Source organism: Luminiphilus sp. nBUS_16, assembly GCF_051201645.1.
Taxonomy (GTDB): Bacteria; Pseudomonadota; Gammaproteobacteria; order Pseudomonadales; family Halieaceae; genus Luminiphilus.
Genome location: NZ_CP179205.1, coordinates 1,955,059 through 1,980,984, shown reverse-complemented (window position 1 = coordinate 1,980,984; position 25,926 = coordinate 1,955,059). Strand labels below are relative to the sequence as shown.

Here is a 25,926-nt window from a genome sequence, read left to right as displayed (position 1 = left end):
GCACGACGTCTTGCTCTGAGCCTGCAAGCTGCATTCATCACAACGTTGGGCGGCTGCGTTGTTAATCAAATAGCTTTTTGCCGCTGGAAAATGCGAGGTAAAAAATTAGCCCAAACAGCGTGACGCCTCCCGCTAGGGAGAAAACGATAACCCAAGATCCTGTGACCTCTAGAATCAATCCTGTGACGAACACGCCGATAATACCCGGGACGGCGCCCGCAGTATTGGTAATGCCCATTAGGGTGCCGGCATGCCGCGGCGCGACATCCATATGATTAACGGCAAATCCGCCAGTCACAAAGGCACCTAAGGCTGAGCCCACTGTCATCGTCGCGATTGCCATCCAAACGGTATCGAGGTGCCCCACAATCAGTAAGGCGCCTGTCAGCCCACCAAAACCAATAGTCTGCATAAGCTTGCGGACCTTTCCGACAGCCATTCCATTTTTGATCAACCGATCGGCTAAATTGCCCGCGATATTGAGAAAAAAAACGGAGCCGATTGAGGGAATAATCGCGAGGAGCCCTACAGAGGCATAATCAACACCCAGACCCTTGTTGATATAGGTGGGCATCCAAGACAAGAGCACAAAAAGTGACCAGTTATTGCAAAAATGCGCCACCACAATGGCCCAGACTGGCATCGATTTTAAGAAGTGATGCCAGGGGACAGCGGGCTTTTCGCTGTCTGTCGCTGCTGCGCTTCTGTCCGCAATTAAGGCCAGTTCTTCTTCTGTGACCCCGGCATGCTGTTGCGGTGTGGAGGTGACCATCCGTTGCCAAAAAAAGAACCACACGATGCCAGTTGCGCCGAAGGAATAAAACGCCCACTGCCATCCCCAAATTTGAACAACGATAGGCGTCGTTACCAACGCGAATATGGTGCCCAAAGGTATTGCACTGTTAATGAACCCTACGGCTCGCGAGCGTTCTGCCAGTGGAACCCATTTTGAAAAGGTACTGTAGATAGCCGGAAAGGTAACCGCCTCACCCATGCCCATGGCAATGCGGGTGAGGATGAGTACCGTGAAGCCCAGAGCGGCAGCTGGGGGCGTCAGAATGGTGAATAGCGACCACAGGATGACTCCCATGCCGAGCACAGCTTTACCGCCGTAGCGATCTGCTAAACGGCCTCCTACCACCTGAAGTAAAACGTAACCCACAAAGAAAGACGACAACACCAAACCCTGCTGTTGCATCCCCCAGCCAAGATCCGCTGCCATTGGAATAATCGCAACGGAGATGTTGACGCGATCTATGTAGCAGATAAATACGGCTAAGAAAGACAGCCCTACGATATGAGTGCGCTTGGGCCAATGTCTGGGGTTGAGCATGGGGGTTACTCTCACTCTTTTAACTACCTTAGGCCAATCGAGGCCATGCTGCTAGCAAGAGTTGGTCAAGGCTTCGCTATTTAAGGGACAAGATACGGCCATTCTCCAGGAGAGGGGGTGAGGTTTGGTGCTGGTGCAGCGGTCGTGGCAGCGTCTAGGGATCCAGCGTGCCTCGCTGTCGGTATTGGAAGCTCCCCGGCAGCTGCCTGTCCAAGGCGGCAGCGCGAGGAGGTTTCAGTGGTGTGCAAATAACAGGTTCAGCCCAGTGCTTTCTCACCTGAAAGAACGGTCTGTTGGATGAGTGTATTAATGGTCATGGGCCCTACGCCGCCGGGCACCGGGGTGTAGGCGGCGACACGGTCCAAAAGGGGTGTTAATTCAATATCGCCAACCCCCCCTGGGTGGTAACCGGCATCGACGACCACAGCGCCGTCTTTTACCCAGTCTGCTCGAATAAATTCGGGCCTACCTACCGCCCCGACGATGATGTCGGCCTGGCGGACATGATCAGCGAGATTTTGGGTGCGCGAGTGGCAAATTGTGACTGTGGCATTGGCCTGCAAAAGCATCATGGCCATGGGCTTGCCTAAAATGGGGCTGCGACCGATAACCACTGCGTGTTTCCCTTCGAGTGGTATTTCGTAATGGCCCAGCAAACGCATGATGCCTTGAGGCGTCGCGCATCCATAGGCATCCTCGCCCATAGCCATTCGGCCGAAGCCGAGGCAGGTCACACCATCAACGTCTTTTGACAGATCAATCATATCGAAGGCGGCGCGTTCATCGATTTGGCTGGGAACCGGGTGTTGCAGGAGGATGCCGTGAACATCCGGGTTGTTATTGAGGGTCTCAAGCTCGTGCAGTAAGTCATTAGTTTTTAGGGTCGAGGGCAGCTCAATGGCCATAGACTCCATGCCAATGCGACGGCAGGCGTTGCCCTTCATCTTTACGTAGGTCGCAGAAGCAGGATCATCGCCCACTAAGACGGTAGCCAGCACGGGGATCCGCCCCCCTGATCGCTCTTTGAGTCCTTCCACACGAATTCGCAGAGCTTCTTCGGTTAATTTCGCAACATGCTTGCCATCGAGTACGAGTGCAGTCATTTTTTTCCCCATTGACGAGATTTGAAAACGAGGGCAAGTCTCCCAGAAATAGCCCGGTAATAACAAGGATGTAAGTCGCTAATTGACCGCCTTCGGTCAAATCAGTATCCTTCGCGCCGTCGGTCACTCATCGAGACACTTCCAGCCAGTCGGCGGTAGTGTATTATTGGTGAATCACACGACTTCGGAGTGTAGCGCAGCCTGGTAGCGCGCCTGCTTTGGGAGCAGGATGTCGGGGGTTCGAATCCCTCCTCTCCGACCATTTCTATGGTGGCTGTAGCTCAGTTGGTAGAGCGCCGGACTGTGACTCCGGTTGTCGCGGGTTCGATCCCCGTCAGCCACCCCACGTTTTCCCCTCCTTGAATCTACATAGCGATTCAGTTTTCAGGTGTCATTGAATCCACGGACGGTTGTTCGGTGAGCTAATTCCAGCGCCAAATCGTACAAATGACTCGATTGAGGGTTTATTTTGTGCTGACGACTGCTGCCGTATTACTGACTGCCATAGTGTTCGGAGGGATGGTCCTCTACTCTTTTGGTTTTGCCGCCTTTCTTTTTAAGACCCTTCCTGCAGAAGACGCGGGCTCTATTCTTAGAGAAGCTTTCCCGGTTTTTTATGTTTGGTGTATCGCTGTCGCGCTTATCGCCGCGGTGCCTTTATGGTTTGTAGACCCTTTGTCGGCCTGGCTCACGATAACGGTTGCGCTGACCACCGTGCCTCTGCGTCAGTTGCTGATGCCCGCCATTAATTCCGCCAGCGATAACAAAAATCGACGTCGCTTTAATCTATTGCATGGTTTGTCAGTTCTAGCGGCATTAGCGCAAATGGCCGTGCTGGGCTATGTGCTTGCCCGCATCGCGACCTAGGCCGTTCCTTCCATGGCGCTTATGTTGACGCTTGGATCACGATATAGACTAGCTGCGCGTTAGGCCCTGTGTTTCAGGACACACAGGCAGGTCCGCCGTCTAGTGACTAAGGATTGCCTGCCCATTGATACACTCGTTCGTTTTGAGTGCATGCATTGAGTTTTTCCTCGGCGACCGCAACTGCTATTTGCTGTGCGCCGAGCTTCATGCCCTGAGCGCGCTCAAGAATGTCAGCAACATTCTGCCCGATACGTTGAATCGCCAAAGCTCGAGTTTCTTGACTGGCGTTCTGCTGCTGCTGATAAATATCAACGATGCCCCCAGCATTAATAGCAAAGTCGGGGCAATAAATAATATTGCGAGCTTTTAGTCGATCATCGTCTGCGTCGGTAGCAAGCTGATTATTGGCAGCGCCCGCGATTACTTGAGTTCGTAGTTTCGCAATGCTGTCTTCGTTGAGTATTGCACCCATAGCGCAAGGCGCCAAAATGTCGCAGGTATGGTGCAAGATTTTCTCGGGAGCTACCGGCTCAATGCCAAAGTCCTTCTCTGCTCGAAGTAAATTTTCAGCATTGATATCACTGGCAAAGACCTTGGCACCAGCGGCTGATAGGTATCCTGCTAGGTGGTACCCCACGTGTCCCAAGCCTTGAATAGCGACGGTCCGGCCCGTGAGCGTGTCATGACCAAAGGCTTGCTTGACGCCAGCCTTAAGCCCTAAAAAAACGCCAAGAGCGGTGGCAGGGGAGGGGTCCTCTCGGCACGTTTTTTCGATGCCAGTGACGTGAGGTGTCGTTTCGGCAATCACTCGCATATCAGCCGGCGAAGTGCCGGAGTCCTCGGCAATGCAATAGTGCCCGGCTAGGGAATTTACAAATTCACCCATTGCCCGAAGCAGGGCCGGTGTCTTGTCACGACGCGGATCGCCGATAATTACCGATTTTCCTCCGCCAAAAGGTAGTCCAGCCAGTGCTGATTTATAGGTCATTCCCCGAGAAAGCCTCAGGGCGTCTTCCAGTGCATCGTCGTCCTGTGCGTAAGGAAACATGCGACAGCCGCCAACAGCCGGCCCCAGCTGAGTGTTGTGGATGGCAATAATGGCGGTCAGACCGCTATCAGCGTCCGTTGTCATGACGACCTTTTCATGTTCGTTATTTTTATTGCCGACCAAATGGAGCATTATTTTTCCCTCGTAAAATAGTGTTTTCTAAAAGTATGCGAGTTGTCAGAGGCCTACGCCGCGGCTACTGCATCAATTGATGCGTTTTGCGCTGTTCCTAAAAATTTGGCGAGCAAGCGGTCTTGCTCTGCGACAAGTTGCTGTCGATTCCTTGTGCGCACATAACCAAAGCCCCGAAGACCTTTTGCCAGTTTTGCGAGGGCGATGGCGTCCTCGTAGTTGGAGGTGTTGAGCTCGGTCATAATGATGGACAGAAGATCGAGGTAGCGGCTTAGGTCATTTCTCTCAGCACTTCTTTCGACGCTATAACCGAAAGGGTCAAATTTTGTGCCCCGCAGAAATTTGAACTGAGCAAGCAGGGAAAAAATGGGCAGCACCCAGCCACCAAATTCACGCTTGGTAATTTTTCCGGTGCTTGGATCTGGTTTGCAAAGAAGGGGTGGGGCCAGATGAAATCGCAGCTTATAGTTCCCGGAAAACTCCGCAGACAGCTGTCGGTGAAATTCGGGATCGGAGTGCAGGCGCGCCACCTCATACTCATCTTTAATCGCCATTAGGCGATACAGCTGCTCTGCTACCGTCCATGTCAACGAGTCAGTCAGCTCGGATTTTGGGTCCCGGGCGCGAAGGGAGGCGATGTGGTCTCGGTATTGCTGCGCGTAAGCTGTGTTCTGATAATCAGTCAAGCGTGCGACACGGTCCTCAACCAGACTGTCGAGTGTGAATTTTTCTGACTCTAGCTCCGCGGTCGAGTTGGGCAAAAACCGCCGCATGACTGACGCGGGGGAGTGGGCATAGTGGCGCCCTAGCTCAAAGGCCTCCTTGTTGAAGTTCGGGGCGACGTTATTGATTTCAATAGCTTGAATCAACGCTGCTCGTGAGACGGGAATCCAGCCTTTCTGCCAAGCGCAGCCCATCAGAAAAAGGTTGGCTCCAATAGTGTCGCCCAGCAGTTCTAATGCAACCTGAGTGGCATTTACGAAGGCAAGCTCTGGGCCAACCTCTCGAGATATTTTGTTTTTCATTCCTTGCGTTGGGAATGAGGCATCGGGATCAAGAAGAAAAGCAGCAGTTGCCTGTTCAGCAACATTAACCAGAGCATGGGTACGACCGTCGGCAGCCTTAGCCAAGCACTCATAACTTGCGGTAACCACTAAATCGCAACCAATGAGTAAATCTGCTTCACCTGCCGGGATTCTCACAGCTTTTATCTGCTCTTGCTCGCGCGCGATTCGCACGTGGCTGGTGACGGCGCCAAATTTTTGTGCCAACCCGGTTTGATTCATGGTGGCGCAACCTTTCCCTTCAATGTGTGCCGCCATCGCTAGAAGCGAAGATATGGTGAGTACTCCGGTGCCACCAACTCCGGCCACCACGATGTTCCAAGGCGCCGTCAGGTCTGGGAGGTCGGGCTCGGGCAGAGAGGGGAGCAGGGTCACAGCTTGCTCGTCGGTGATAGGGCGCTGAAGCTCGCCGCCGACAACCGATACGAAGCTGGGGCAGAAGCCCTTCAGGCAGGAGAGATCGGAATTGCACGCATTCTGATCAATCTGTCGCTTTCTACCCAGTAAAGTGTCTTTTGGTGTAACTGATAGACAGTTCGATTCGGCGCCGCAGTCACCGCAGCCTTCACAAACAGCATCGTTGATAACAACGCGACGAGGGGCACTGGTTAGCTTTCCTTTTTTGCGTCGCCGCCGTTTCTCAGTGGCGCAGAGCTGCTGGTAAACAATGACAGAGGTGCCTGTATAGTCTCGCAGCTCGAGTTGAAGCGCTTCGAAGTTTTCTCGGGGGTGCAGGCTAAACCCGGGTATTTCTGAAAATTGGCCTTGGAACGCTTCGGGTTGATCAGAAACTAGCGCGATTCTCCGCACCCCTTCGCCGCGTAATTGGTGTATCAAGTCGCTAACACTCAACGTCCCGTCGAGGGGCTGGCCGCCGGTCATTGCCACGGCCTCGTTGTATAAGATTTTATAGGTGATGTTTACCCCCGCTGCGACCGCAGCACGGATAGCTAGGACTCCAGAATGGAAGTAGGTGCCATCGCCTAGGTTTTGGAACACGTGCTCGGTGTCGGTAAAAGGGGCTTGGCCTATCCATGTTGCGCCTTCGCCACCCATTTGAGTAAAGGTGTGGGTTTCACGGTCAGGCATCCAGGTGGCCATGTAATGACACCCAATACCCCCTAAAGCACGACTTCCCTCGGGGACTTGGGTTGACGTGTTGTGGGGGCAGCCAGAGCAGAAGTGCGGTGTGCGTTCAATCGTGTCGGCGGCTACGGCTAACGATTTTTCTTTCTCTTCAATCCACCGGATGCGCTCTTCAAGCGTGGGGCTGCTAAAAAATCGGCGTAGCCGTCCGGCAATTGCCTGCGCAACCATCGCGGGGGTGAGTTCTCCCAGATTCGGCAGCAGATCAATCCCGTGCTCGTCGAACTCCCCAACGACTCTGGGGCGTGAACCCACGGGATAGTTGTAAAGCTGCGACGTTAGCTGGTCCTCAATAATTGAGCGCTTTTCTTCGACGACGAGAATTTCTTCCAGCCCCTCTGCAAAGCGATGCGTCTGCTGTGGTTCGAGAGGCCAGGGCATGCCGACTTTATAGACGCGAATGCCAATTTCTGCTGCTGCGCTGTCGTCAATACCCATATCCTCTAGGGCCTGGAGCACATCAAGATAAGCCTTCCCTGAGGTAATAATTCCTAGCCGTGGCTTTGGGCTATCTATCACGATGGGATTGAGGTTGTTTACCCGGGCAAATTCTCGAGCGGCATAAATTTTGTATTTGTTGAGACGTCGCTCTTGGTCAAGAGGTTTGTCCGGCCAGCGTGCGCTAACGCCCCCCTCGGGTAATTCAAAGCCTTCTGGAATTTGGATGGAAATTCGATTCGCGTCTATGTCGGCAGAGATCGCCGAGTCCATGTTTTCAGTAATGGCTTTTAACGCCACCCAGCATCCGGAGAAGCGCGAGAGTTCCCAGCCAAATAGCCCGAGGTCGAGAACCTCCTGAACATTAGCTGGGGCTAATACGGGAACCGAGGCGCCGATGAACATATGCTCAGATTGGTTGGGTAAGGTGGAGGACTTGCAGGCGTGATCATCTCCAGCAACAGCGAGCACGCCACCTTTTGGGGCAGTGCCAAATGCATTTGCGTGTTTAATGACGTCCATTGAGCGGTCGACGCCGGGACCCTTGGCATACCAAAGTCCGAAAACGCCATCAAATTTTGAGCCCTTGAATAATTGGTTTTGTTGGCTACCCCACACAGCTGTTGCTGCGAGCTCTTCATTGATGCCGGGCTGAAAGTGAATATTCTGATTTTTTAATAAGTCTTGGGCTTGCCATAGGGCTTGATCAATACCCCCCAATGGCGAGCCCCGGTAGCCCGATATGAAGCCTGCGGTATTCAGTCCTCGCAGGCGGTCACGCTGCTGCTGCAGCATGGGTAGGCGTACTAGCGCTTCGATACCCGTCATATAGGCTCGGCCTTTCTGAACGGTATATTTGTCGTCCAGCCGGACCTGCCGTTTTGGCAGTGCATTTGAAGAGCTCATGGTGTGGGCCTAATGACAATATCGACCGGCAAATTCTCTCAAAAGTTACCGAATTCTTTATCTTAAAATCAGGGTATATCGACTAATATTGAATAAAAAATACTCAATAATGAAAAAATAGGGAAAAATTATGCATAAACTAACGAAGGTTGACCGCCAAATTTTAGGGGTGCTTCAATCTGACGCCACCATTAGTACCGCCGATCTTGCGGAGCAGGTTCATATGTCCCAGTCGCCATGTTGGCGCAGGGTAAACCGTCTACAGGATTCTGGGGTTATTCGGGGGCAGGTGGCGCTTTTGGACCGACAGCTTCTCGGGATGGAGGTGGTGGTATTTGCAACAGTTAACCTCACTCAAGCGGGGCGACAAAATTTGCTCGCTTTTGAAGCGGATATCATTCATCACTCGGAGGTTCTAGAGTGTTACACCATGACGGGAATTTGGGATTACGTGTTGAAAATAGTGACCAGGGACGTAAGGCACTACGAGGATTTTGTGCGTAACACGCTAAATACAATGGAAATGATCAGGGAGTTGCATTCGCACATTGCGGTCACTGAGATCAAGAATACAACCGCGCTTCCCCTCTCCACACAATTCAAAGACGGCGCGGGGGCTTAAAGTCTGGGGCCATTTGCGAGTTTGCTGGATAAAATGGTGGGGCGATCCGTGCCCCGGTGACTTCTTTGTGAGTGGAACTTCAGTTCCGGTTGCTGGTCATCCATGACCTAGTGTCGCAAAGAAGCAGGTCTTCCTGACTTGTAGTGCAAGGTATGCGATAAAAATTGCAAAGTCAAATTTATTCTATTTTTTCATCGCAATATGCATTTCCAGCCGCTAATTTTGCGGTTACGCCCCCCTTAATGTGACAAGAGTCACGCAATTTGTGGTCGTTGCGGGCGGCTGTGTGCCGGATTTGCCCTTTGCTTCGTGGTGTGGAGGCTAGGTGGTCAGCAAGAAGGGGGTGTCCTGACCAGCGCCAAACTTAAGGCCATAAGTCGTTTGCGGCGGGGTACACATTTTTTGCTGGCGACGTTGGTCTCGTGCAAGGAGGCGTAGTAACATTCCGGTTGAAAGGTGATTATGTCGATTACGGCCTGGCAACTTGGGCCCAGTGAAGAGAGATTTAGTGATAATGAACCCAGTATTAGTATTGCGTTGGTTGGTGATTGCCCTGGTTTTTTGTTCTCCCGTAGCATTTACTCAAGACCTTGGGTGCTCGGCAGAAGTAGAGCTCGACGGCGGGATTGTAAAAGTGCAATCTACTGCCGACGGCGACGACACAGACAACATTCAATGTGCTCTGGATGCGGCGGTATCTGGAGGTTACAAAGACGTCTATTTGACTTCTGATGCTTATTCCATCGCTGGCGTAACGGCAAATGACTACGAGGGACGCCTGCGCGGCAGATCTTTCGACCTGACGACGATTAACGTCATCGATGGTTCGCTCGATTGTACAACAGGGGCCGCACTGCGCTTTATCGTTGGCGATGCCGTGGTCACTCGGATGAAATTGACGATCAACGAACCCTGTAGCACTCCCGGCGGCTCGGCCTCTGTGATTGGGTTTTATTCAAACCCGGAGAACTGTTCAGGAGATCGAGTGGTTTTTGGTGTCGTCGACCGCATCATTATCGAGGGTGGCGGCAGTTCTGCGCTGGACTTCACGACGGGCATCACGATGGACGCTGCGCCGGCATGTTTTCCCGAGACCGGAGAGGCGCTGCCCGAGGCGAACAAGGCTTTGGGTTCCCTTATTATAAATCGAAACCAAATTCGGGACCTCGATATCGGCATTTTGAGTTCTATTTCGGCCAACGGACAAGTTGATATCACCTTCAACAACCCAATGGAGCGTTTGGGAATTCCTATCTCGATCGTGGATGCCAGCCAAGCTACCAACATCTATCGAAATCAAATCTACTACAACGACGTCCAGTACCCCGGTGATTTGGCCGGCTTATTTGGCACCACAGGTGTTTTAGTCGGTAACAGTAGCGCCTCGCCGGCAATCAACAAAACGTCGTTCAGTAAAAATAAGTTTATTGATGGCGGCGTGCACAGCGAAGGATACGGGCTTCTATCGGCCCAGCAGGGTAAAAGCATTATCCACGAGATGATCATCACCTCGAACACATTTACTGGGAGCGACGCCAACAGTGCCGGTTCAGGACTGGCGGTTTTGGATACATCAAATGGGGTTATCAGTGCTAATACATTCTCGGGTTCGGCTGCTACCTGGGTATCGTTGGACAGTGGTGATATTGCCGATGGCGGCTTGGGTAGTACGGTGAGCGGCTGGGCGATTCTTGCCAACTCCTTCGCTGCGTCGACGGCCACAACTGACATCACGTTGGGCGCTAGCACCGAGGATAACGTAGTCGGCAAAAGTCAAGGTCAGCCCGTGGTCGATGACGCGGGCAGCAACGATGTACTCGAGAGTGCGGCCTCTTCCAGCAGCTATCTGCAAAACTCACCGATCAGAGTAGGCTCGGAGTCTCTCTACCAGCGACAGTTAGAAACTATTCTAGGGCGCAGCGCTCCACTGCGTAAGCTCGGGCGATAAGCGAATAGCCGAGTGGAGCCCACGTGCTTTGGGCCCTTGTGGTGGAATGCTACAGGCCTTCCAGAAGCATATCTTAAGCTGCGATTAGGTAGGGCTGGCAGGGTGGCTTACAGGAAAAGCTGTGAGGTCGTGTCGTTCCTTTCTTGGGAGCACTGTACTCACCAAGTCACGATAGAAGTTCATTGCTGAAGTCGTAAAGGTCTAAATCCTGCGCGTTGGCGTTGTTTAACCATGACCAGTTGTCCTCACTGAGCTCCCCTTCTGCGTGCAGGAGGCGGTCTTTTACGGATCGATGGGCCTTCGGATTACTCACGTTGGCTGCGGGCAAATCTTGATAGTTGAACTCGATTCCATATCGAGCGAGGATTTCTGGGAAGCGTTTTACATCCTGTTCAAACGTCTCTGTCCGTGCCAGCAAAGGGACGGCGAGTAAGTTGCGTTTTGCTTGGTCAAGGTCGCTGAGCCGAACTGCCTTGGGACCTCCAGCAGAAAAAGTTTTCGCGATTCCTACGCTGCCATAGACACCACAAAACATATGGGTTTGGCTGTTACTCAATAGCCCAGCGTTGAGATTACTTGCCGTGTGGCCGCGCAAGTAAGTCACCCATTCATCGAAGGTCGGTTGTTTGTCGGTTTTGGCCGTATCTTCTTGGGCTATTTTTTTTCTCATAAAGAGTTTGCTCTTTACTGCGGTCTGCAGCTTGGCTTTCATTCCTTCGGAGCGCATTTCAAAGCCGTATACCGATCGGATCCGTAAAATTGGATGCCTTATAAAAAGTGCAGCGACGGCATTGACGTCTAAGTCGGTTGGCACTGGTAGTCTAATGCTGTGCGATGAGAAGGCAATCTTCGTAGGGTTCCTACGTATCACTTTCAACAGCTCTTGCTGATTGAACATCGTGTAGGGGAAAGGACCATCAAAGCACAGGTGGTCCTCCTTGTAATTTGCCGTAAGCAGTTCGTCAAAGGAAGTGCCGCTGTTTTTGAACGTGTGGTAATGAACAATAACCGAGCGCTTAGAATTCATTGGATTGAGCCTTGTTGACTTTGAGTTCAGCAAATACTTGTGGAGGATAGTGGCCCGCCCGGCAGGATTCGAACCTGCAACCTACGGCTTAGAAGGCCGTTGCACTATCCGGTTGTGCTACGAGCGGATGGGGCGGCAGTATGCCACTGCTTAACGCTCTGCCCAAGTGGGAAATAAGGACATTTTGTAGTGCTTCAGGTCGGGCCAAGAGTTTTAACGTGCTCAGCTGTGCCCCGCTACTCTTAGCAACACTCTTAGAAGATCAACCTTATGTGGCTCATCTGGCAGTGCAAGACCTGCAGAGTTTATGTGCTGCGTGTGGCGTCAATTCCGGCAAGAAGAGCGGAGGCGGCTTCCGCAAGTATTACTTCGGCCTGCGCTGACTCATCGAAAAGATCGAGTAGCTGATTGCTCTCAAGTGTTGCAACACCATGCGCGAGTGCCCAGAGCTGCGTGGCCACAGTTAACGCGGTTTTTCGATCAGACGCCGTTAGGCTTTTGTGACGCCCTGCAACAAGGTAATTTTCAACTGAGGCTAGCAGTAAAGAAAACCCTACACTCTTGTGCTCAAGATTTTGTCGCTCGGGCTGCATTTGTCCATGGTCCTCCCACATTAGTGAGAAAAAGGCACGTTTGTCGCGCGCGTAGTTCAGGTATGTCAGGCCCATAGCGGTCACTGCGGCGACGGGGTTGGCCGTGTCCTTAAACTGCCTTTGCGTTTCTTCAAGGGCTTCATGCAGGCCGATGAACGCGAGATCCCTAACGTTATCAAGCAGGTCGTTCTTGTCGTGAAAATGCCGATAGGGTGCGGCGCTGCTTACCCCAGCTCTCTTTGCAGCGTCAGTAATGCTAAACGACAGGGAGCCTTGCTCTTCAATGAGAGCCGCCGTGGCAAGGATCATTGCGTCTCTAAGATGTCCATGATGGTAGCCGCTGCTAGGGTGTTTCATCTCAGTGCTGCCGCAGCTGTGTTGGCGTTTTGTTGTGTGGCATGACCGCGAACAGTGAGATAGAACAAAGGGGGTACCAAAAAGAAGGAAATGATCGTGGAAAGCAGCACGCCACCCGCAATAGCCATGGCAAAGGGAGGCCAGAATCGACTGCCCTCAAGAATGAGCGGCAGAAAGCCGCCAAAGGTCGTAATGGTTGTCGACACAATATGCCGGCTGGAGTCGCGCACGACACGAACAACGGCGTCTGCGCTTCCGCTTGCCGCTTCAGAATCTTGCTGCAAGGCTGTGAGAATAATGATCGCAGCATTTATGGAAACCCCAATGGAGCCAATGACGCCGATGAGTGGCGTTATACCAAGGGGATAGCGGAAAAGCGCTAGCGCAAATAAGCTGAGTCCAAATGAGCAAACGCAGACCAGTACGGCGATGGCAGACAACCTCCATGAGTTGAAGGTTAGTAAGATCGTTGCCACCAAAGCGGCCATGATAATGCCAAGTGGCGCCATGAGATCCTCGATGACGCCGGCGCGCTCGTCTGAGTCGCCGCCAAAGCTGTAGCTGTAGCCGGGGGGTAACTCAATGGGCTCTACAGCGAGCTGAGCTCGAAGCACCTTCAGTGCTTCCTCAGGCAGCACGCCTCTCACTAAAAAGGCCTGTACTCGGTTAAGTCGCTGCCCGTTTTCCCGGGTGATCGGGCTGTCATCTGGCTCGAGGTGCGCAGCCCCAAGAGCGCTTAACGGTACGGATTGAGCGCCCGAGACAGATCTAGCAATAGGAATTCGCAGATTTTGCAGCACGTTGCTGTCCGACCAGTCTCTGCGAGTCAGTCTTGTGCGAACCGGCAAGCGCTCGGTGTCCTCCAGAAGTTCGCCGCCCAAACGACCTCGCAAAGCTGCATCAAGGGAGGTTGCCACTTGCACTCGACTTAGGCCCACTTGTTTTAGCTTGTCTTCTTCCAACGCAAAAACGAGTTTTGGCGGCCCAGCCTCCATGGAGACTTTGGTATGGGTAACGTCGGGAAGGGCATCCATGCGTTGTCGAAACTGTTCACCCAGCGCCTGCAGCGTGGCGACATTGGGCCCTGAAACTGTGATCTCCAGAGGCGCATCAACTGGGGGGCCCTGATCAATACCCCTGACAATAATTTGAGCCGCCGGGTAGTCGCGATCTAGTTGACGCTGCAGGCGCCGAATGAGCGCGTCAGTGGCGTTTTCATCCGTTGTGAGAATGAGGGCTTCCATCCAACTGGGGCGCCCTTTTTTATTGGAGCGCATGTTGTAATAAAAAGCGGGGGCACTTTCACCAACCGTCCAGTCTACGCGTCGTATTAGAGGTTCATCGCTAAGATCACGGTCGATTTGTTTAGCCAGACTCAAAGCGTCATCGATAGATGCACTTTCAACCAGCGTGACTTGCAGGTAGAGCTGGTCTCGGTCGGTCCCGGGGAAAAATTGGTTGGTGAGGGAGCTGACACATAAAAACCCCGTCACGGGTAGGCACAAAGCCAGCGCAATGGCACCAGCCGGGTTTCGAAGAGACTGTGCCAAAAGGTTGGCAAAAATGGGGCTCAATCTTGGTAGCTCGATGCCGGCCTGCCACCATTGTTGCCTCTCGTGCAATCCACCGGGTAGCAAGCGAGCCGCCAGCACTGGGGTGACCGTGAGCGCAAGCAGCATAGACGCCAGCAGCATAACGATGACCGACAACGCTATTGAGCCCAAGAAATCGCCAGCCGGTCCCTCCAGAATTGCCATCGGCAAAAAGGCCAAAACTGTGGTCGCGGTTGATGCAATGAGCGGAATTCGCAAGCGGCTAACGGAGGCGCCTAGTGCTTCAATCGGCGCCATTCCAAGGATCAATCGTTTGCGCACCTCATCCGTCATAACGATAGAGCCGTCTACCAGCAATCCCAATGCGACGACGAGCCCCGTGAGTGACATTTGGTGGATGGGCACTTTGAAGTATAGAAGACCAAGCATCGATAAAAGGGTGCACATAGGGAGAATAACGGCAACCACTAATGCTGCGCGCCACCCCAATGTCACCAAAAGCACCGCGAGTACGATACAAACACCCGCTAGTAGGTTACTCGCGACGCTGGCGAGGCGAGCTTTCGTGTATTGGCTTTGATCGTAGGCAATTTCGATGCTGAGGCCATCTGGAGCTTGTGCTCTGTAGTCATCTAAGAACTTGTCAAAACGTGTGCCATAGGTGTCTGCTTGATAGCCTAGGGTCATTTCGGTGCCCAGCAGCACAGACCTTCGACCGTTGGATAGTGCATAACTGAACGCAGGTGTTTGCTCGGTTCGCGATAGTGTCGCTATATCTTGTAGCCTTACAACGCGACCGTTTGGGAGTGCGCGAATCTGTAGTTCTCTTAAAATCTCGAGGCTCGTAAATTCCCCGGCGAGTTCAACCGCGATATCAGAGCCACTCCCCGTGAGGCTTCCTGCGGGGGTTCTGGCATCGGCCTTGCGCAAAGCTTCACTGACCTCACTGACACTGATTCCCAGAACAGCAAGCTGTGTCTCGTCAAGTTCTACGAGCACCTCTTCTTTGGGCGCTCCGTATAAGGTAACCCGTTTTGTCTTGGGCACACTGCGAATGGCATCTGCAAGAATTTCGGCTTCTCGGCGTAAAACTGAGGCAGGCATGTCTCTGCCGGGTTTGGCTGAGACGGCAATAATCTTAACGTAGGCGGTAATGATGTCGTCTTCAAATAAGGGAGGCTCGACCCCCACCGGGAAATTAGCCGCCTCGGCTGCCACGATATCGCGTAGTTCAGACCAAACGCGTTCAATGCCCGCCAAAGATAATCGATAGTCTGTTTCAATAGAGATTACCGAAATCCCCGCAGCGGATGTGGACTGTATTTCTGTCACCTCGGGGACCTCTCGCAAAGCATCCTCAAGGGGTTTCGTTACCAGTGATTCAACCCGAGCAGGGCTGGCACCGGGGAAAAAGGTTTCTAATTTTGCGATGAACGGAGTGATCGTTGGGTCTTCTTGACGCCCGAGGCTGGAGTAGGAAGTGGTCCCAATCGCTGCAATGATGAGTAAGATGAGCGTTAGGTAACGGGGATTTTGGAATAGTATTCGGGCAATCACGATTCAATTTCTCAGCGGTGCAATAGAGGCACCGGGACTCAATCGGTGCAATCCGCTGGCAATGATTACTGCATCGTCTGCCAGCGTTCCTGCGACGTACACCTGATCATTCTTGCTGTAAATAATCTCCACAGCCTCTCGAACAGCGACGTACCCCTCGGGCACGTCTTTTACGACAAAAACATCCCATAGGCCGCGATTGCCGGCCGTTAATGATGATAGGGGTACCCAGCCACCGGATTCATAAACAGGATCGGCCAAGTCGAGGGTAATTGTTTCGCCCGTTCTCACCCTGGAGTCCCCGGGGAGCGTGAAAATCGCGCCAACTGTCAGTGTCGAGGCGTCGACGTCGGCACGAATATTTTGCAGCGTTGCCTCTAAGCGTTGTCCGCCAGCGCTGAGGGCGTACTGGTTCCCAAGTATTAGCGCGTTGCCAACGTTGATGGGCACGCCTACATGGGCTTCGAAACTTGATTGGGCAAGTAGCCTCAGGATGGGGGTTCCCGGCGTAACGACCGTACCTTCATCGACATAGCGTTGTGCTACTACGCCAGAGAAAGGGGCTTTTAGGGTACTTTTCTCGATGTTGAGACGAGCGCTGTCCAGTCTTGCGCTAATGGCTCGCTGGTTTTGTTGGAGCGCTTGAGCCCCAAGCTGTGCGTCGTCAAATGTTTGCTTCGAGGTTAAGCCTCGTTCGAGTAGGTCCGCCAGTCGTTCTCGCTTTAGCGTGGCCAATTCAAGATTGGTTGTGGTTTTTGCCAATTCCGCCTCTGCAGCACGCAATTTTGCTCGGCGCTGGTCGGTATTTAAAGTTGCGAGAATCTGCCCTTTGGTCATGGGCATGCCTTCTCTTGCGGGAAGTGTTTCAAGGGTTCCCGATACCTCAAAAGCTAGGGCACTGTCTCTGCGGGCCCGCACAGTCCCGATATAGCTAGACTGGCGGATGTAATGATCAATTCGTTTGAAGGGCAAAACTGCGACCGGCAGCGGCTCTCTCACCTGTTTTGCGGGGGCACTTACGTTCCCGTTGATAAGGTGAGTGATGCCAAATGACAACAGTCCCGCCGCAAAGATCGCCAATAAAGAGCCCTTGCTGATAATTTTAAGGCGTGTTTTGGGCATTACTTGGGACTCCATCGCTGTTGCTGTCAGCTGTGATCACGATAATTCCGCAATGTAAATGGGATTCACATTCATGTAAATGGCATTTACATCGAATAGTTGGACTTACGGTGCTCTTAAAGTTGCGGATCAGGCTTGTTTTCGCGACACTACGCGGCCCGCAAACCGCGGGCGTTATGGTGACTCGGGTGGTCCCCTCGCAGCGATAGGTAATGAACTCCGCCAGGCCCGGAAGGGAGCAACGGTAGTTACTGATTCGGGTGCCGGGGTGTGGCTGCTCGGGTCACCTCCATTTATTCGGGTGACAATCGGCAATGGGTCTATGAGTTACCAGGTGTTAGCGCGAAAATGGCGGCCCCGCACGTTTCATGAAATGGTGGGCCAGCAGCATGTGTTGCGTGCTCTAGTCAATGCGCTCGATTACGACCGGCTGCATCATGCCTACCTTTTTACCGGTACCCGAGGTGTTGGTAAAACAACCGTTGCAAGAATATTGGCTAAGTGCCTCAATTGTGAGGTTGGCGTCAGCTCAGAGCCTTGTGGTGAGTGTGGATCCTGCTGTGAGATCGCGGAAGGGCGCTCTGTGGATCTTATTGAAGTTGATGCGGCTTCCCGTACCAAAGTGGAGGACACTCGCGAATTGCTGGATAACGTACAGTATGCGCCCAGTCGAGCACGGTTTAAAATATACCTGATCGACGAAGTGCACATGTTGTCTAACCACAGCTTCAATGCTTTATTGAAAACCCTCGAAGAGCCGCCGCCTCACGCCAAGTTTTTGTTGGCGACGACTGACCCTCAGAAGTTGCCGGCGACTATTTTGTCTCGCTGCTTACAATTCAACCTGAAAAACATGTTGCCAGAGCAGGTCGTAGAGCACCTTGAAAAAATTCTGGGTGACGAGTCTGTCGAGTTCGAGCCCCCGGCGCTGACTCTACTCGGTAGAGCTGCGGCCGGCTCAATGCGTGATGCCCTAAGCCTAACCGATCAGGCAATTGCTTATGGTTCGGGTCGGCTGCAAGAAAATGATGTCAGGGATATGTTGGGCACTGTGGATCGGGGACGTGTGCTGGAGCTGATAGCGAAGGTGGTGCAGGGGGATGCTGCCGAGATACTGTCCTGCGTTGAGGGTATCGCTGAGCACGCTCCAGACTACGGCTCTACTTTAGAAGAAGTTATTTCCTTGCTGCACCAGTTGACGTTGGCGCAAATGGTCCCTGCAAGTTTGTCGGGGGATACGGCGGAAGAAAATACACTGAGAGAGTTGGCGGCGTCTCTCTCACTTGATGAAACGCAATTGTTTTATCAATTTGCGATTGCAGGTCGCAGGGATTTACCCGTAGCTCCAGATCCTCGTATTGCTCTGGAGATGACATTGCTGCGCATGATTGCTTTCCGGCCCGCAGAGGCTCCCACTCCGAAAAATTCCAGTGATGGCAGCCCGTCAGGAGATCTGTCCCCCAGAAAAAAGCCTGATCCACCGGCGCCGCCGGTGGTGAAGTCAGCGGCAGAGCAGAAGGCAGTATCACAGCAGAAGGCAGTACCAGAACAGAAGGCAGCGGGAGAGCAAGAGGCAGCAGCGCTTGAGCAGGCCCCCGCAGGGACCGAAGAGGCATCAGCTGCAGGAAACCACCCGTCACCGCCCAGCGTTGTGCAAGTACCCGCAGACGTCATGGTTGATTTGCCAACCACAGGTTCATGGCCTTCTTTCTTTGATCAGCTTGGTCTCGTGGGTATTACGCAGAGTGTCGCTTTGCATTGCGAGTTGGTTGCAGTGCGAGAGCGTCGGCTTGAATTCGTGCTAGACAGTAACAATGCCTCACTGTTCCAGGAGCGGCAGGTGGCTGCATTGGAAATGGCCTTCAACCAGCTGCTGACACTGCCCGTTGAGGTTTCTGTTACGGTGGGGCAGGTGGGCGATGCAACGCCCTTTCAGCTGCGGCAGTTACAAGCCGCTGAGCGCCAGCGCGAGGCAGAGCTAGCGCTAGAACAAGATCCTCAGCTCACAGCTTTGCTGGTCGAGTTTGATGGCACAGTCGTAGATGGCAGTATCAGACCCAGGCAATAAAGAGTAGATAGCATGAAAATTGGTAACTTGATGAAGCAGGCCCAACAGATGCAAGAGGGGTTGGCGAAGGCGCAAGAGAACGTCAAGGCGGTTGAGGTCACAGGTGAGTCTGGAGCCGGTCTGGTAAAGGTGCGCATGAGGGGTGATATGGCGGTGGCCGGCGTCGAAATTGACCCTTCTTTGATGCAGGAACCCCAAGAGATCTTAGAGGATTTGCTGGCTGCAGCGGTTAATGATGCAGTTCGTCGAGCGCAGTCAGCCGCTCAGGAGTGTATGGCGTCTGTGACGGCAGGTATGAGCCTTCCAGATGGCTTTAAGATGCCTATATAAGTTATTGATAAATGAAGCTTTCTCCGTCAATTAATGACCTCATAGAGGCCCTGCGGTGTTTGCCTGGGGTTGGCCCAAAGTCGGCACAGCGTATGACGTTGCACCTTCTCGAACGCGATAGGGAGGGCGGAGAAACGCTAGCCGAGGCACTGTCTGTTGCACTGGAGCGTGTTGGCCGCTGCGGTTCTTGTAGAAATTTCACAGAACTTGAGCTTTGCGAGTTGTGCTCTGATCCTCGACGAGATCAGGGTCTATTGTGCGTCGTTGAAGCGCCAGGAGATGTCATGGCGCTGGAGCAAACTGCAAGTTTCAGAGGGTTATATTTTGTTCTGATGGGGCATCTGTCTCCCATTGACGGTATTGGTCCAGAGGATATAGGTCTCGATCGGCTAGAGGAAAGGTTTCAGTTGCAGGGGATCCGTGAGGTGATCCTAGCCACCAACCCAACGGTCGAGGGGGAGGCGACGGCGTTTTATATTGCGCAGCGAGCCCAGCAGGAGGGAATTACTGTGTCGAGGATCGCTCACGGAGTTCCGCTGGGTGGAGAGCTCGAATATCTAGACGCGTCAACCCTTGCGCATGCGCTGAGCGGACGCACTCCGCTGCCGGGAGAGGGCTCTTGACGGTTCAGCCCGGTGATATGCCCTGCCAATGGGTGAGGGATACGACGGCGCTTGCTCAGATGGCACAGTTGATCGCAAAAGAAGACTTCGTTGCCGTGGACACAGAATTTAGGCGGCGGGACACCTTTTATCCCGAGGTCGCACTGTTACAGCTTTCTGCTGCTGGCCAGTGTTGGCTGATTGACCCCCTTACCCTTACGGATACGCAGCCGCTGCAGGCGCTGTTCCAACAAACCGACCTCGTCAAGGTTTTGCACAGCGCCAGTGAAGACCTCGAGGTTTTTGAGCGTTGGCTGGGTGTTCTACCTAGACCCATGATTGATACTCAAAAGGCAGCAGCAATGCTGGGTCTTGGCTTTGGTCTGAGTTATCGAGACCTTGTGCAGAACCTGCTAAGCGTTGATGTTGCCAAAGACGAGACTCAGTCTGACTGGCTGGTTCGTCCGCTCACCGATGCGCAGTGTCACTACGCGATGCAGGATGTTATTTTTTTGGCGCAATGCTGGCCAATACTCGCGACTCGAGCTGAAGGCAGTGGTTGCTTACCTTGGGTCTTTGAGGAAAGCGCCGGGATGGTAACAGGCGGTCGGGGGCCCTTAGCGAAGTTTAAATCGGCTTGGAAGCTTAACTCGCAACAACTCGCGGTCTTGCTTGATTTGATCGATTGGCGCGAGAATCAGGCGCGACATAGAGATCGGCCTCGAAATTGGATCTTGCACGACAAGGTGATTCTGGACATCGCAAAAAAGATACCGACCTCGATGCCGCAGCTGGCCGATGCTGACGCTATACCCGCGGGGGTTGTGCGCAAAGAGGGCAAACGGTTGTTAGCCCTTGTCGAGGCCGCCAGCGAGCGTGGACTCACTGATCCGCCGGCACCGTTACCAACGCCTGCAAACAGCCGAGTGCGAAAACTTGCTAAGTCGCTTGTCCCTGCCATGGGATTGATAGCGGAGGAACTCGGTATGAATGTTGAAATATTGATGCCCTCGAGGGAGCTAGAATTACTGGCGAGTTTCGCTTCGGGCACTAGCTCTCTGCCGCGCCCCCCCCATTGGCAGGGCTGGCGTAAATTGGCAGTTATCGAGCCCCTCGAGCTCGAAGCGCAGCGGTTGCTGGGGGGGCATATGCATGCTGGTTGAAGTATTTCGTAGTACCCGCAAGAAGGACACCTACCTTTACTTGCCTAGAGGGGCGAAGTTTGATGAGTTACCGGAAGTACTTCGTCAAACCTTTGGCTCTCCCGAGCTGGCACTGTCGCTAAATTTGACTGCGGGGCGTAAATTGGCCCGCTATGAGGCGGAGGAAGTGCTCGCTGCCCTCAGTCAGCAAGGTTTTTTCCTGCAGCTTCCGCCGGGCCCAAAAGCTGAGACCATGGAGTCGTCAGATGCTCACTAGCGAATCCTATCTGATCGCGATGCTCTGTTATTGCGGTGCAGGTTTAGTATCGCTCTTCTTGATCCATCGGTTCTGGCTGGTTCGATTGCCGGGGGCCTACAGGCGTATATTGATGGGCCTGCTGTTCGCATTATTGCTTACGCCAGTGGCGCCTAATCCCGAGGCGAATTCATTAGCGCCAGCGCTTATCGTTGCGCTGTTCAATGCCGCTTTTCTCGACGGCTGGTCTTCGGCGCGTTATGCGGTTTGGGTGCTGTTTGCCAGTAGCGCAGTCGGTGTCGCTTTGGCCGCCTTATCGCTATGGTTTGTTCCAACAAAAAACGCTGGGTCTCAGCGCGAGCATGCATCCAACCTTCCATCTTCCGGCGTACAACCGGAGAATTTCCAATCAACTCAACACCGAGATATCTCATGAAATTTACTGGTACTGAACGTTACGTCGCCACTGATGATCTTCGTATGGCAGTTAACGCTGCCGTTAATCTCGAGCGTCCCTTGCTCATCAAAGGTGAACCCGGCACAGGTAAGACCATGCTAGCCGAGGAAGTCGCCGCCGGGCTGGGCATGCGCCTCATACAATGGCACATCAAGTCGACGACTAAAGCGCAGCAGGGCCTTTACGAATACGATGCTGTTTCCCGTTTGAGGGATTCCCAGTTGGGTGATGGCAAAGTTCAGGATATTGCCAACTACATCAAAAAAGGCAAATTGTGGGAGGCATTCGACGCGGACGAGCAGGTGGTCTTGCTTATCGATGAGGTGGATAAGGCCGACATTGAATTTCCTAATGACTTACTGGTAGAACTCGACCGTATGGAGTTCTTTGTGTACGAAACTGGGGAGACCATCAAAGCTAAGCAGCGTCCGATCATTATCATTACGTCAAACAATGAGAAAGAGCTGCCCGATGCATTCCTACGCCGATGCTTCTTTCACTTCATCAATTTTCCTGACCGAGATACGATGCGTGAGATTATCGACGTGCATCATCCGAGCATTACCCAAGACCTCGTTGCTGAAGCCCTTGAAGTATTTTTTGAGCTGCGCTCGATTCCTGGCCTCAAGAAAAAACCTTCCACCTCAGAACTCATTGATTGGTTGAAGCTGTTAATGGCCGATGAAATTCCGGACGAGGTCCTCAAGAATCGAGATGCCAGTAAGGCGATCCCGCCGTTGTACGGCGCTTTGCTGAAAAACGAGCAGGACGTGCAGCTGCTTGAGCGGCTGGCCTTCATGCATCGGCGAGAAACGCGCTAAGGGGCTGGTGTCATGTTGGTAAATTTTTTCCATGGTTTGAAGGATGCCGGTATCCCCGTGACTCCCCGGGAGCTTCTGGACCTGCTTTTGGCTATGAGACGCAATCTCGCCTTCGCTGACATTGATGCCTTCTACAACCTGTCTCGTGCGGTCATGGTTAAAGACGAAAAATATTACGACCGATTTGACCGCGCTTTTGGACTGCACTTTCGTGAATTGGAGGGGCTCGATGATGTCATTGAGGCTCTAATCCCCGATGACTGGCTTCGATCCGAATTTATTAAGCAGCTCTCTGACGAAGAGAAGGAAAAAATTGAATCCTTAGGGGGCCTAGAGAAGCTGATTGAGACGTTTAAGGAGCGACTTGAGGAGCAGAAAAAAAAGCACAAAGGCGGCAATAAGTGGATAGGTACTGAGGGCACATCGCCCTTTGGTAACGATGGCTACAATCCCGAGGGTATCCGTATTGGCGGTGACAGCAAGAGCAAGCGTGCAGTAAAGGTTTGGGATCGTCGTGATTTCAAAAACTATGATGACGGCGTTGAGCTAGGCACGCGTAACATTAAGGTCGCGCTGCGGCGTTTACGCAAATTCGCTCGCACCGGCGCTGCGGATGAGCTCGACCTTGACGACACGATCAGTTCCACCGCGCGCAACGCTGGAATGTTGGACATCAAGATGGTTCCTGAGCGCCACAATGCGGTCAAAGTGCTGCTGTTTCTTGATGTAGGCGGGTCTATGGACCCTCACATTAAGGTGTGTGAGGAGCTGTTCTCGGCAGCGCACACCGAGTTTAAACACCTCGAGTATTTTTATTTTCATAACTTCGTCTATGAGAGTGTTTGGAAGAACAACATTCGCCGCCATAACCAGCGCACCGCAACACTTGATCTCATGCATAAATATGGCCACGACTATAAAGTGGTCATTGTGGGTGATGCGTCGATGTCGCCCTACGAGATCGTTCAGCCGGGCGGCTCAGTGGAGCACTGGAATGAAGAGGCCGGCGAGTCGTGGTTGCGGCGGCTCAGAGACACCTACAGCAAATGTGTATGGCTCAATCCGGTGCCCAAGGATGAATGGCAATATACGCAGTCAATTGGGATCACCAACCAGCTGATGGAAGGGAATATGTTTCCCCTTACGTTGGGCGGCCTAGAAGACGCGATGGGTTCCCTCGCCAAGTGACAGCTTGATACATCTGGCAATTGATGCCCACCGCGCTGTAAAGAGTATTCGCAGCGTGGAATGCGAGGTGGCTTTGGTTGCTGGAAGACTAGGGCGTGCCTTCAGAGCCAGTTACGTAGCCACTGTAAGCAACGAGGGATGCCGCAACGGCAACGTTTAGCGATTCTACTCCGGCACCCATAGGTATGTGCAGTTTTACGTCCGCGAGGTAGGACACCTGGGACGAGACCCCGTCAGTTTCACCCCCGAGCACGTAAACAACACTTTTCGAGGGGTGGTAGTCGAAGAGTGACGTGGTGCTGTCACCCTCTAGGGAAGCAATGGCGGCGCCAGCGCCTTGCAACTGCTCTAAGGCGGGCGCTAGTGTTTCGCAGGAGATGATGGGTGCTTTGAAAACGATACCCGCTGACGCTTTGATAACCAGTGGCCCTAGAGTCGCCACTCCTTTCCTCGGGTAAAGTATTGCATCAATCCCCCCAGCGACGGCGGATCGGATCATCATGCCCACGTTTTGCGGGTTGGTAATTCCATCCAGCGCTAAAATGCGCAACTTAGAGTGAGAGACCTGATCCTGAAGCTGCTCCAGGCTGCCAAACTTGTCGCAAGTAATATCCAAGGCGACGCCTTGATCCTGCTTGCCGTTGCGAGAAATGCGTGAGAGTGTTTTGCGCGTGTGTTCTCTGACTGGAATTCCCCGCGCTTCTGATGCTTGTAGGATTCGGTTTGTCGCTGAAGATTTTTGGTTGCTGGTGGCCCAATGCAACCTCAGACATGAGATAGTCGAATCAGAGAGTGCCTCAAACACAGCATTGCGTCCGTAGATAGTCAAAATCTGATGGCGGTTTTCTAAGGTGGGATGATCGGACATAAAGTCAACGTTAACCAAGGAGTGGGGTAGGTGGCTGAGCCATTATCATTTTACACGACCGCGGGCTGTCATTTATGTGAGCATGCGGAAACGATATTACTAGACGCTGGAATTCGCTTCTCTGCTATCGATATTGAAGAGGAGCTAGCGCTGATCGAGCGTTACGGTATAAGAATACCTGTGGTTGCGGATGCCTCGGGGCGAGAGCTGGGTTGGCCATTTGATGGGCAAGCTCTCGCGCACTGGCTCAGTGAAAGTCCTTAAGATTCCTCGTTAGGCGGGTCAACATGAACAGCCAATACATCACACCCCGCATGGTGGAGGACTCCATCTGTTGTTGAGCCTAGCAGTAGCGCGAGCCCGTAACGCTCGTGCCGTCCCAGGGCGATGACTTCGGCGTTAAGTTGCTTCGCAGCGTTAGCGATCTCAGCCTCGGGATGGCCCATTGCCAAATGCCTGTGGGATTCCGGAATGCCATAAGATTCACCGTACTGCGTCAGCTGCTCGGAGGCTTGGTCGTAGATCTCATCTTGAATGGTGGAGAGATCCATGGGAATGTCAGCGCCATAGCTGATGTTGATGGGTTCTACGACATGTAGAACGTGAACCTCGGAATCTGAGTCTGCCATGAGCCCTCTAGCGGCGGTCAGAAGTCTCTCTGTTGTCGCTCCAAGATCAACCGCGACAAGGATGTTGTGATACGCCATGACCAAATTCTCCACAAATCGCGCGCTCGGGCGCCTTTGGTTTATCCTGCCAACCTAGCACAGGGGTGGTTCTAACTTGGTTTATATTATTATTTTTATCACAATCGCGGTGGCCTTGGGACCGTTATTGAGCATGTTGCCTAGCAAGCATCAGCGAGCAATCGCTGATTTTCGGGAACGCGCACGCAAGGTTGGGATCCTCGTTCAGCTTCGAGAACCCAAAAATATCCCCGCGCGGCTGCAACGCCGGTCTGATGCCGCGCTGGTCTGTTATAGCCGCAGGTTGAATGTTGAGGTTCGAGGGGCAGAACCTGAGCTTTGGGTTCGCTGCAGATCCGAGTGGGAGTCACGAAGCGGCAGCCCGGTCCCTACTGAGGTGAAGGCAGTGACAGAAAATATTGATGTGATATTGCTCACCGAAGAGGACATACAGGTATTTTGGGATGAAAGAGGCGGAGAGACGGCCTATGGCTGGGTTGAAAGGCTGGTTCAGCTCGGTATCGAGGGGCAACTAAAAAGTCGTTGAAACAGCTTTTAGTCGGCTTTTTGATTGACCAAATCGCAACAACTCGAGTTTCTTCCTTGACCTTAGGGTAATTCGCACCGTATATATGCGCTCCTTCAGCTGTGGATTCATAGTCGAAGTCCGCGCTTAAGGATGCGAAGCCGAT

Annotated in this window: 23 protein-coding genes, 3 tRNA genes and 1 other RNA gene; 16 read left to right on the top strand and 11 right to left on the bottom strand. The window is 53.0% G+C overall.

The features are described from left to right. Positions 1-61: 61 nt before the first annotated feature. Positions 62-1,333 (bottom strand): ACS family MFS transporter, encoded by a 1,272-nt coding sequence (locus tag ACMAY6_RS08825; RefSeq protein ID WP_435211070.1) that lies wholly within the window; start codon positions 1,331-1,333, stop codon positions 62-64. A gap of 257 nt (positions 1,334-1,590) precedes the next feature. After that, a complete protein-coding gene (gene folD / locus ACMAY6_RS08820; protein ID WP_435211068.1) occupies positions 1,591-2,436 on the bottom strand; it encodes a bifunctional methylenetetrahydrofolate dehydrogenase/methenyltetrahydrofolate cyclohydrolase FolD in 846 nt (281 codons plus the stop codon). 185 nt (positions 2,437-2,621) lie between these two features. Between folD and ACMAY6_RS08815 the strand changes: the two genes are divergently transcribed. The 3 genes from ACMAY6_RS08815 (at position 2,622) to ACMAY6_RS08805 (ending at position 3,303) form a co-directional block, all read left to right on the top strand. Beyond that, a tRNA-Pro gene (locus tag ACMAY6_RS08815) sits at positions 2,622-2,698 on the top strand. Positions 2,699-2,706: 8 nt separating this feature from the next. Next, a tRNA-His gene (locus tag ACMAY6_RS08810) sits at positions 2,707-2,782 on the top strand. Between the two features lie 125 nt (positions 2,783-2,907). Then, on the top strand, positions 2,908-3,303 hold the full coding sequence (locus tag ACMAY6_RS08805; protein WP_435211067.1) for a DUF4149 domain-containing protein: 396 nt from the start codon (positions 2,908-2,910) through the stop codon (positions 3,301-3,303). A 106-nt stretch (positions 3,304-3,409) separates the two neighbouring features. Here ACMAY6_RS08805 and ACMAY6_RS08800 read toward each other — a convergent pair whose 3' ends face one another. Both ACMAY6_RS08800 and ACMAY6_RS08795 read right to left on the bottom strand, forming a co-directional pair. Then, entirely contained in the window at positions 3,410-4,483 is a 1,074-nt protein-coding gene (locus tag ACMAY6_RS08800; protein WP_435211065.1) for a Glu/Leu/Phe/Val family dehydrogenase, read from the bottom strand. A 53-nt stretch (positions 4,484-4,536) separates the two neighbouring features. After that, on the bottom strand, positions 4,537-8,037 hold the full coding sequence (locus tag ACMAY6_RS08795) for an indolepyruvate ferredoxin oxidoreductase family protein (RefSeq protein ID WP_435211064.1): 3,501 nt from the start codon (positions 8,035-8,037) through the stop codon (positions 4,537-4,539). A 130-nt stretch (positions 8,038-8,167) separates the two neighbouring features. On the opposite strand from ACMAY6_RS08795, the gene ACMAY6_RS08790 reads away from it, so the two are divergent. Together ACMAY6_RS08790 and ACMAY6_RS08785 are read left to right on the top strand one after the other, a co-directional pair. After that, entirely contained in the window at positions 8,168-8,659 is a 492-nt protein-coding gene (locus tag ACMAY6_RS08790) for an Lrp/AsnC family transcriptional regulator (RefSeq protein WP_435211062.1), read from the top strand. A 514-nt stretch (positions 8,660-9,173) separates the two neighbouring features. Further along, positions 9,174-10,607, top strand: a complete 1,434-nt coding sequence (locus ACMAY6_RS08785) for a hypothetical protein (protein ID WP_435211060.1) — start codon at positions 9,174-9,176, stop codon at positions 10,605-10,607. A gap of 166 nt (positions 10,608-10,773) precedes the next feature. On the opposite strand, the gene ACMAY6_RS08780 is transcribed toward ACMAY6_RS08785, so the two are convergent. The 5 genes from ACMAY6_RS08780 to ACMAY6_RS08760 form a co-directional block, all read right to left on the bottom strand. Then, on the bottom strand, positions 10,774-11,634 hold the full coding sequence (locus ACMAY6_RS08780; RefSeq protein WP_435211058.1) for a sulfotransferase family 2 domain-containing protein: 861 nt from the start codon (positions 11,632-11,634) through the stop codon (positions 10,774-10,776). 50 nt (positions 11,635-11,684) lie between these two features. Continuing rightward, positions 11,685-11,761 (bottom strand) — tRNA-Arg (locus tag ACMAY6_RS08775). Between the two features lie 178 nt (positions 11,762-11,939). After that, positions 11,940-12,584: a TetR/AcrR family transcriptional regulator gene (locus ACMAY6_RS08770; RefSeq protein WP_435211057.1), complete on the bottom strand. Its 645-nt coding sequence runs from the start codon at positions 12,582-12,584 to the stop codon at positions 11,940-11,942. Further along, positions 12,581-15,694, bottom strand: a complete 3,114-nt coding sequence (locus ACMAY6_RS08765; protein ID WP_435211055.1) for an efflux RND transporter permease subunit — start codon at positions 15,692-15,694, stop codon at positions 12,581-12,583. Before ACMAY6_RS08765 ends, ACMAY6_RS08770 begins: the two co-directional genes overlap by 4 nt. Before the next feature lie 3 nt (positions 15,695-15,697). Next, the gene (locus ACMAY6_RS08760; protein WP_435211053.1) at positions 15,698-16,816 is read right to left on the bottom strand and encodes an efflux RND transporter periplasmic adaptor subunit; all 1,119 of its coding nucleotides are present in this window, start codon (positions 16,814-16,816) and stop codon (positions 15,698-15,700) included. A 186-nt stretch (positions 16,817-17,002) separates the two neighbouring features. On the opposite strand from ACMAY6_RS08760, the gene ffs reads away from it, so the two are divergent. The 9 genes from ffs (at position 17,003) to ACMAY6_RS08715 (ending at position 23,680) form a co-directional block, all read left to right on the top strand. After that, positions 17,003-17,099: signal recognition particle sRNA small type (ffs, locus tag ACMAY6_RS08755), an RNA gene on the top strand. 39 nt (positions 17,100-17,138) lie between these two features. Continuing rightward, positions 17,139-18,884 carry a DNA polymerase III subunit gamma/tau gene (gene dnaX / locus ACMAY6_RS08750; RefSeq protein WP_435211051.1) on the top strand — a complete coding sequence of 582 codons (1,746 nt, stop codon included), beginning with the start codon at positions 17,139-17,141 and terminating at the stop codon, positions 18,882-18,884. Between the two features lie 12 nt (positions 18,885-18,896). Beyond that, entirely contained in the window at positions 18,897-19,214 is a 318-nt protein-coding gene (locus ACMAY6_RS08745) for a YbaB/EbfC family nucleoid-associated protein (RefSeq protein WP_435211049.1), read from the top strand. Positions 19,215-19,225: 11 nt separating this feature from the next. Continuing rightward, a complete protein-coding gene (gene recR, locus ACMAY6_RS08740) occupies positions 19,226-19,837 on the top strand; it encodes a recombination mediator RecR (protein WP_435211047.1) in 612 nt (203 codons plus the stop codon). Next, positions 19,834-20,979 (top strand): ribonuclease D, encoded by a 1,146-nt coding sequence (gene rnd, locus ACMAY6_RS08735; RefSeq protein ID WP_435211046.1) that lies wholly within the window; start codon positions 19,834-19,836, stop codon positions 20,977-20,979. The genes recR and rnd overlap by 4 nt, the downstream gene beginning before the upstream one ends. Beyond that, positions 20,969-21,235, top strand: a complete 267-nt coding sequence (locus ACMAY6_RS08730) for a YcgL domain-containing protein (protein ID WP_435211045.1) — start codon at positions 20,969-20,971, stop codon at positions 21,233-21,235. The genes rnd and ACMAY6_RS08730 overlap by 11 nt, the downstream gene beginning before the upstream one ends. Continuing rightward, the gene (locus tag ACMAY6_RS08725) at positions 21,225-21,650 is read left to right on the top strand and encodes a hypothetical protein (protein ID WP_435211044.1); all 426 of its coding nucleotides are present in this window, start codon (positions 21,225-21,227) and stop codon (positions 21,648-21,650) included. The genes ACMAY6_RS08730 and ACMAY6_RS08725 overlap by 11 nt, the downstream gene beginning before the upstream one ends. After that, positions 21,647-22,492: an AAA family ATPase gene (locus ACMAY6_RS08720; protein WP_007236460.1), complete on the top strand. Its 846-nt coding sequence runs from the start codon at positions 21,647-21,649 to the stop codon at positions 22,490-22,492. The genes ACMAY6_RS08725 and ACMAY6_RS08720 overlap by 4 nt, the downstream gene beginning before the upstream one ends. Before the next feature lie 12 nt (positions 22,493-22,504). Next, positions 22,505-23,680, top strand: coding sequence for a vWA domain-containing protein (locus tag ACMAY6_RS08715; RefSeq protein ID WP_435211042.1), 1,176 nt, complete (start codon positions 22,505-22,507; stop codon positions 23,678-23,680). Positions 23,681-23,768: 88 nt separating this feature from the next. Here the strand turns inward: ACMAY6_RS08715 and ACMAY6_RS08710 are convergent, their stop codons facing one another. Beyond that, positions 23,769-24,548 carry a TrmH family RNA methyltransferase gene (locus tag ACMAY6_RS08710; RefSeq protein WP_435211040.1) on the bottom strand — a complete coding sequence of 260 codons (780 nt, stop codon included), beginning with the start codon at positions 24,546-24,548 and terminating at the stop codon, positions 23,769-23,771. A 30-nt stretch (positions 24,549-24,578) separates the two neighbouring features. Between ACMAY6_RS08710 and ACMAY6_RS08705 the strand changes: the two genes are divergently transcribed. After that, complete coding sequence (locus tag ACMAY6_RS08705; protein ID WP_435211038.1) at positions 24,579-24,812, top strand: glutaredoxin family protein; 234 nt, start codon at positions 24,579-24,581, stop codon at positions 24,810-24,812. Here the strand turns inward: ACMAY6_RS08705 and ACMAY6_RS08700 are convergent. Continuing rightward, positions 24,809-25,255, bottom strand: coding sequence for a universal stress protein (locus ACMAY6_RS08700; protein WP_435211037.1), 447 nt, complete (start codon positions 25,253-25,255; stop codon positions 24,809-24,811). The genes ACMAY6_RS08705 and ACMAY6_RS08700 overlap by 4 nt on opposite strands. A gap of 76 nt (positions 25,256-25,331) precedes the next feature. Between ACMAY6_RS08700 and ACMAY6_RS08695 the strand changes: the two genes are divergently transcribed. Further along, positions 25,332-25,781, top strand: coding sequence for a hypothetical protein (locus ACMAY6_RS08695; protein ID WP_435211035.1), 450 nt, complete (start codon positions 25,332-25,334; stop codon positions 25,779-25,781). The last annotated feature ends 145 nt before the right edge of the window (positions 25,782-25,926 follow it).

Coding starts and splice junctions, on each gene's coding strand:
- ACMAY6_RS08760 (WP_435211053.1), bottom strand. CDS start 16,816: ATGCCCAAAACACGCCTTAAAATTATCAGCAAGGGCTCTTTATTGGCG.
- ACMAY6_RS08730 (WP_435211045.1), top strand. CDS start 20,969: ATGCTGGTTGAAGTATTTCGTAGTACCCGCAAGAAGGACACCTACCTT.
- ACMAY6_RS08725 (WP_435211044.1), top strand. CDS start 21,225: ATGCTCACTAGCGAATCCTATCTGATCGCGATGCTCTGTTATTGCGGT.
- ACMAY6_RS08790 (WP_435211062.1), top strand. CDS start 8,168: ATGCATAAACTAACGAAGGTTGACCGCCAAATTTTAGGGGTGCTTCAA.
- ACMAY6_RS08715 (WP_435211042.1), top strand. CDS start 22,505: ATGTTGGTAAATTTTTTCCATGGTTTGAAGGATGCCGGTATCCCCGTG.
- ACMAY6_RS08745 (WP_435211049.1), top strand. CDS start 18,897: ATGAAAATTGGTAACTTGATGAAGCAGGCCCAACAGATGCAAGAGGGG.
- recR (WP_435211047.1), top strand. CDS start 19,226: ATGAAGCTTTCTCCGTCAATTAATGACCTCATAGAGGCCCTGCGGTGT.
- ACMAY6_RS08780 (WP_435211058.1), bottom strand. CDS start 11,634: ATGAATTCTAAGCGCTCGGTTATTGTTCATTACCACACGTTCAAAAAC.
- ACMAY6_RS08825 (WP_435211070.1), bottom strand. CDS start 1,333: ATGCTCAACCCCAGACATTGGCCCAAGCGCACTCATATCGTAGGGCTG.
- ACMAY6_RS08770 (WP_435211057.1), bottom strand. CDS start 12,584: ATGAAACACCCTAGCAGCGGCTACCATCATGGACATCTTAGAGACGCA.
- ACMAY6_RS08700 (WP_435211037.1), bottom strand. CDS start 25,255: ATGGCGTATCACAACATCCTTGTCGCGGTTGATCTTGGAGCGACAACA.
- dnaX (WP_435211051.1), top strand. CDS start 17,139: ATGAGTTACCAGGTGTTAGCGCGAAAATGGCGGCCCCGCACGTTTCAT.
- ACMAY6_RS08710 (WP_435211040.1), bottom strand. CDS start 24,548: ATGTCCGATCATCCCACCTTAGAAAACCGCCATCAGATTTTGACTATC.
- folD (WP_435211068.1), bottom strand. CDS start 2,436: ATGACTGCACTCGTACTCGATGGCAAGCATGTTGCGAAATTAACCGAA.
- ACMAY6_RS08800 (WP_435211065.1), bottom strand. CDS start 4,483: ATGCTCCATTTGGTCGGCAATAAAAATAACGAACATGAAAAGGTCGTC.
- ACMAY6_RS08795 (WP_435211064.1), bottom strand. CDS start 8,037: ATGAGCTCTTCAAATGCACTGCCAAAACGGCAGGTCCGGCTGGACGAC.
- ACMAY6_RS08785 (WP_435211060.1), top strand. CDS start 9,174: ATGAACCCAGTATTAGTATTGCGTTGGTTGGTGATTGCCCTGGTTTTT.
- ACMAY6_RS08720 (WP_007236460.1), top strand. CDS start 21,647: ATGAAATTTACTGGTACTGAACGTTACGTCGCCACTGATGATCTTCGT.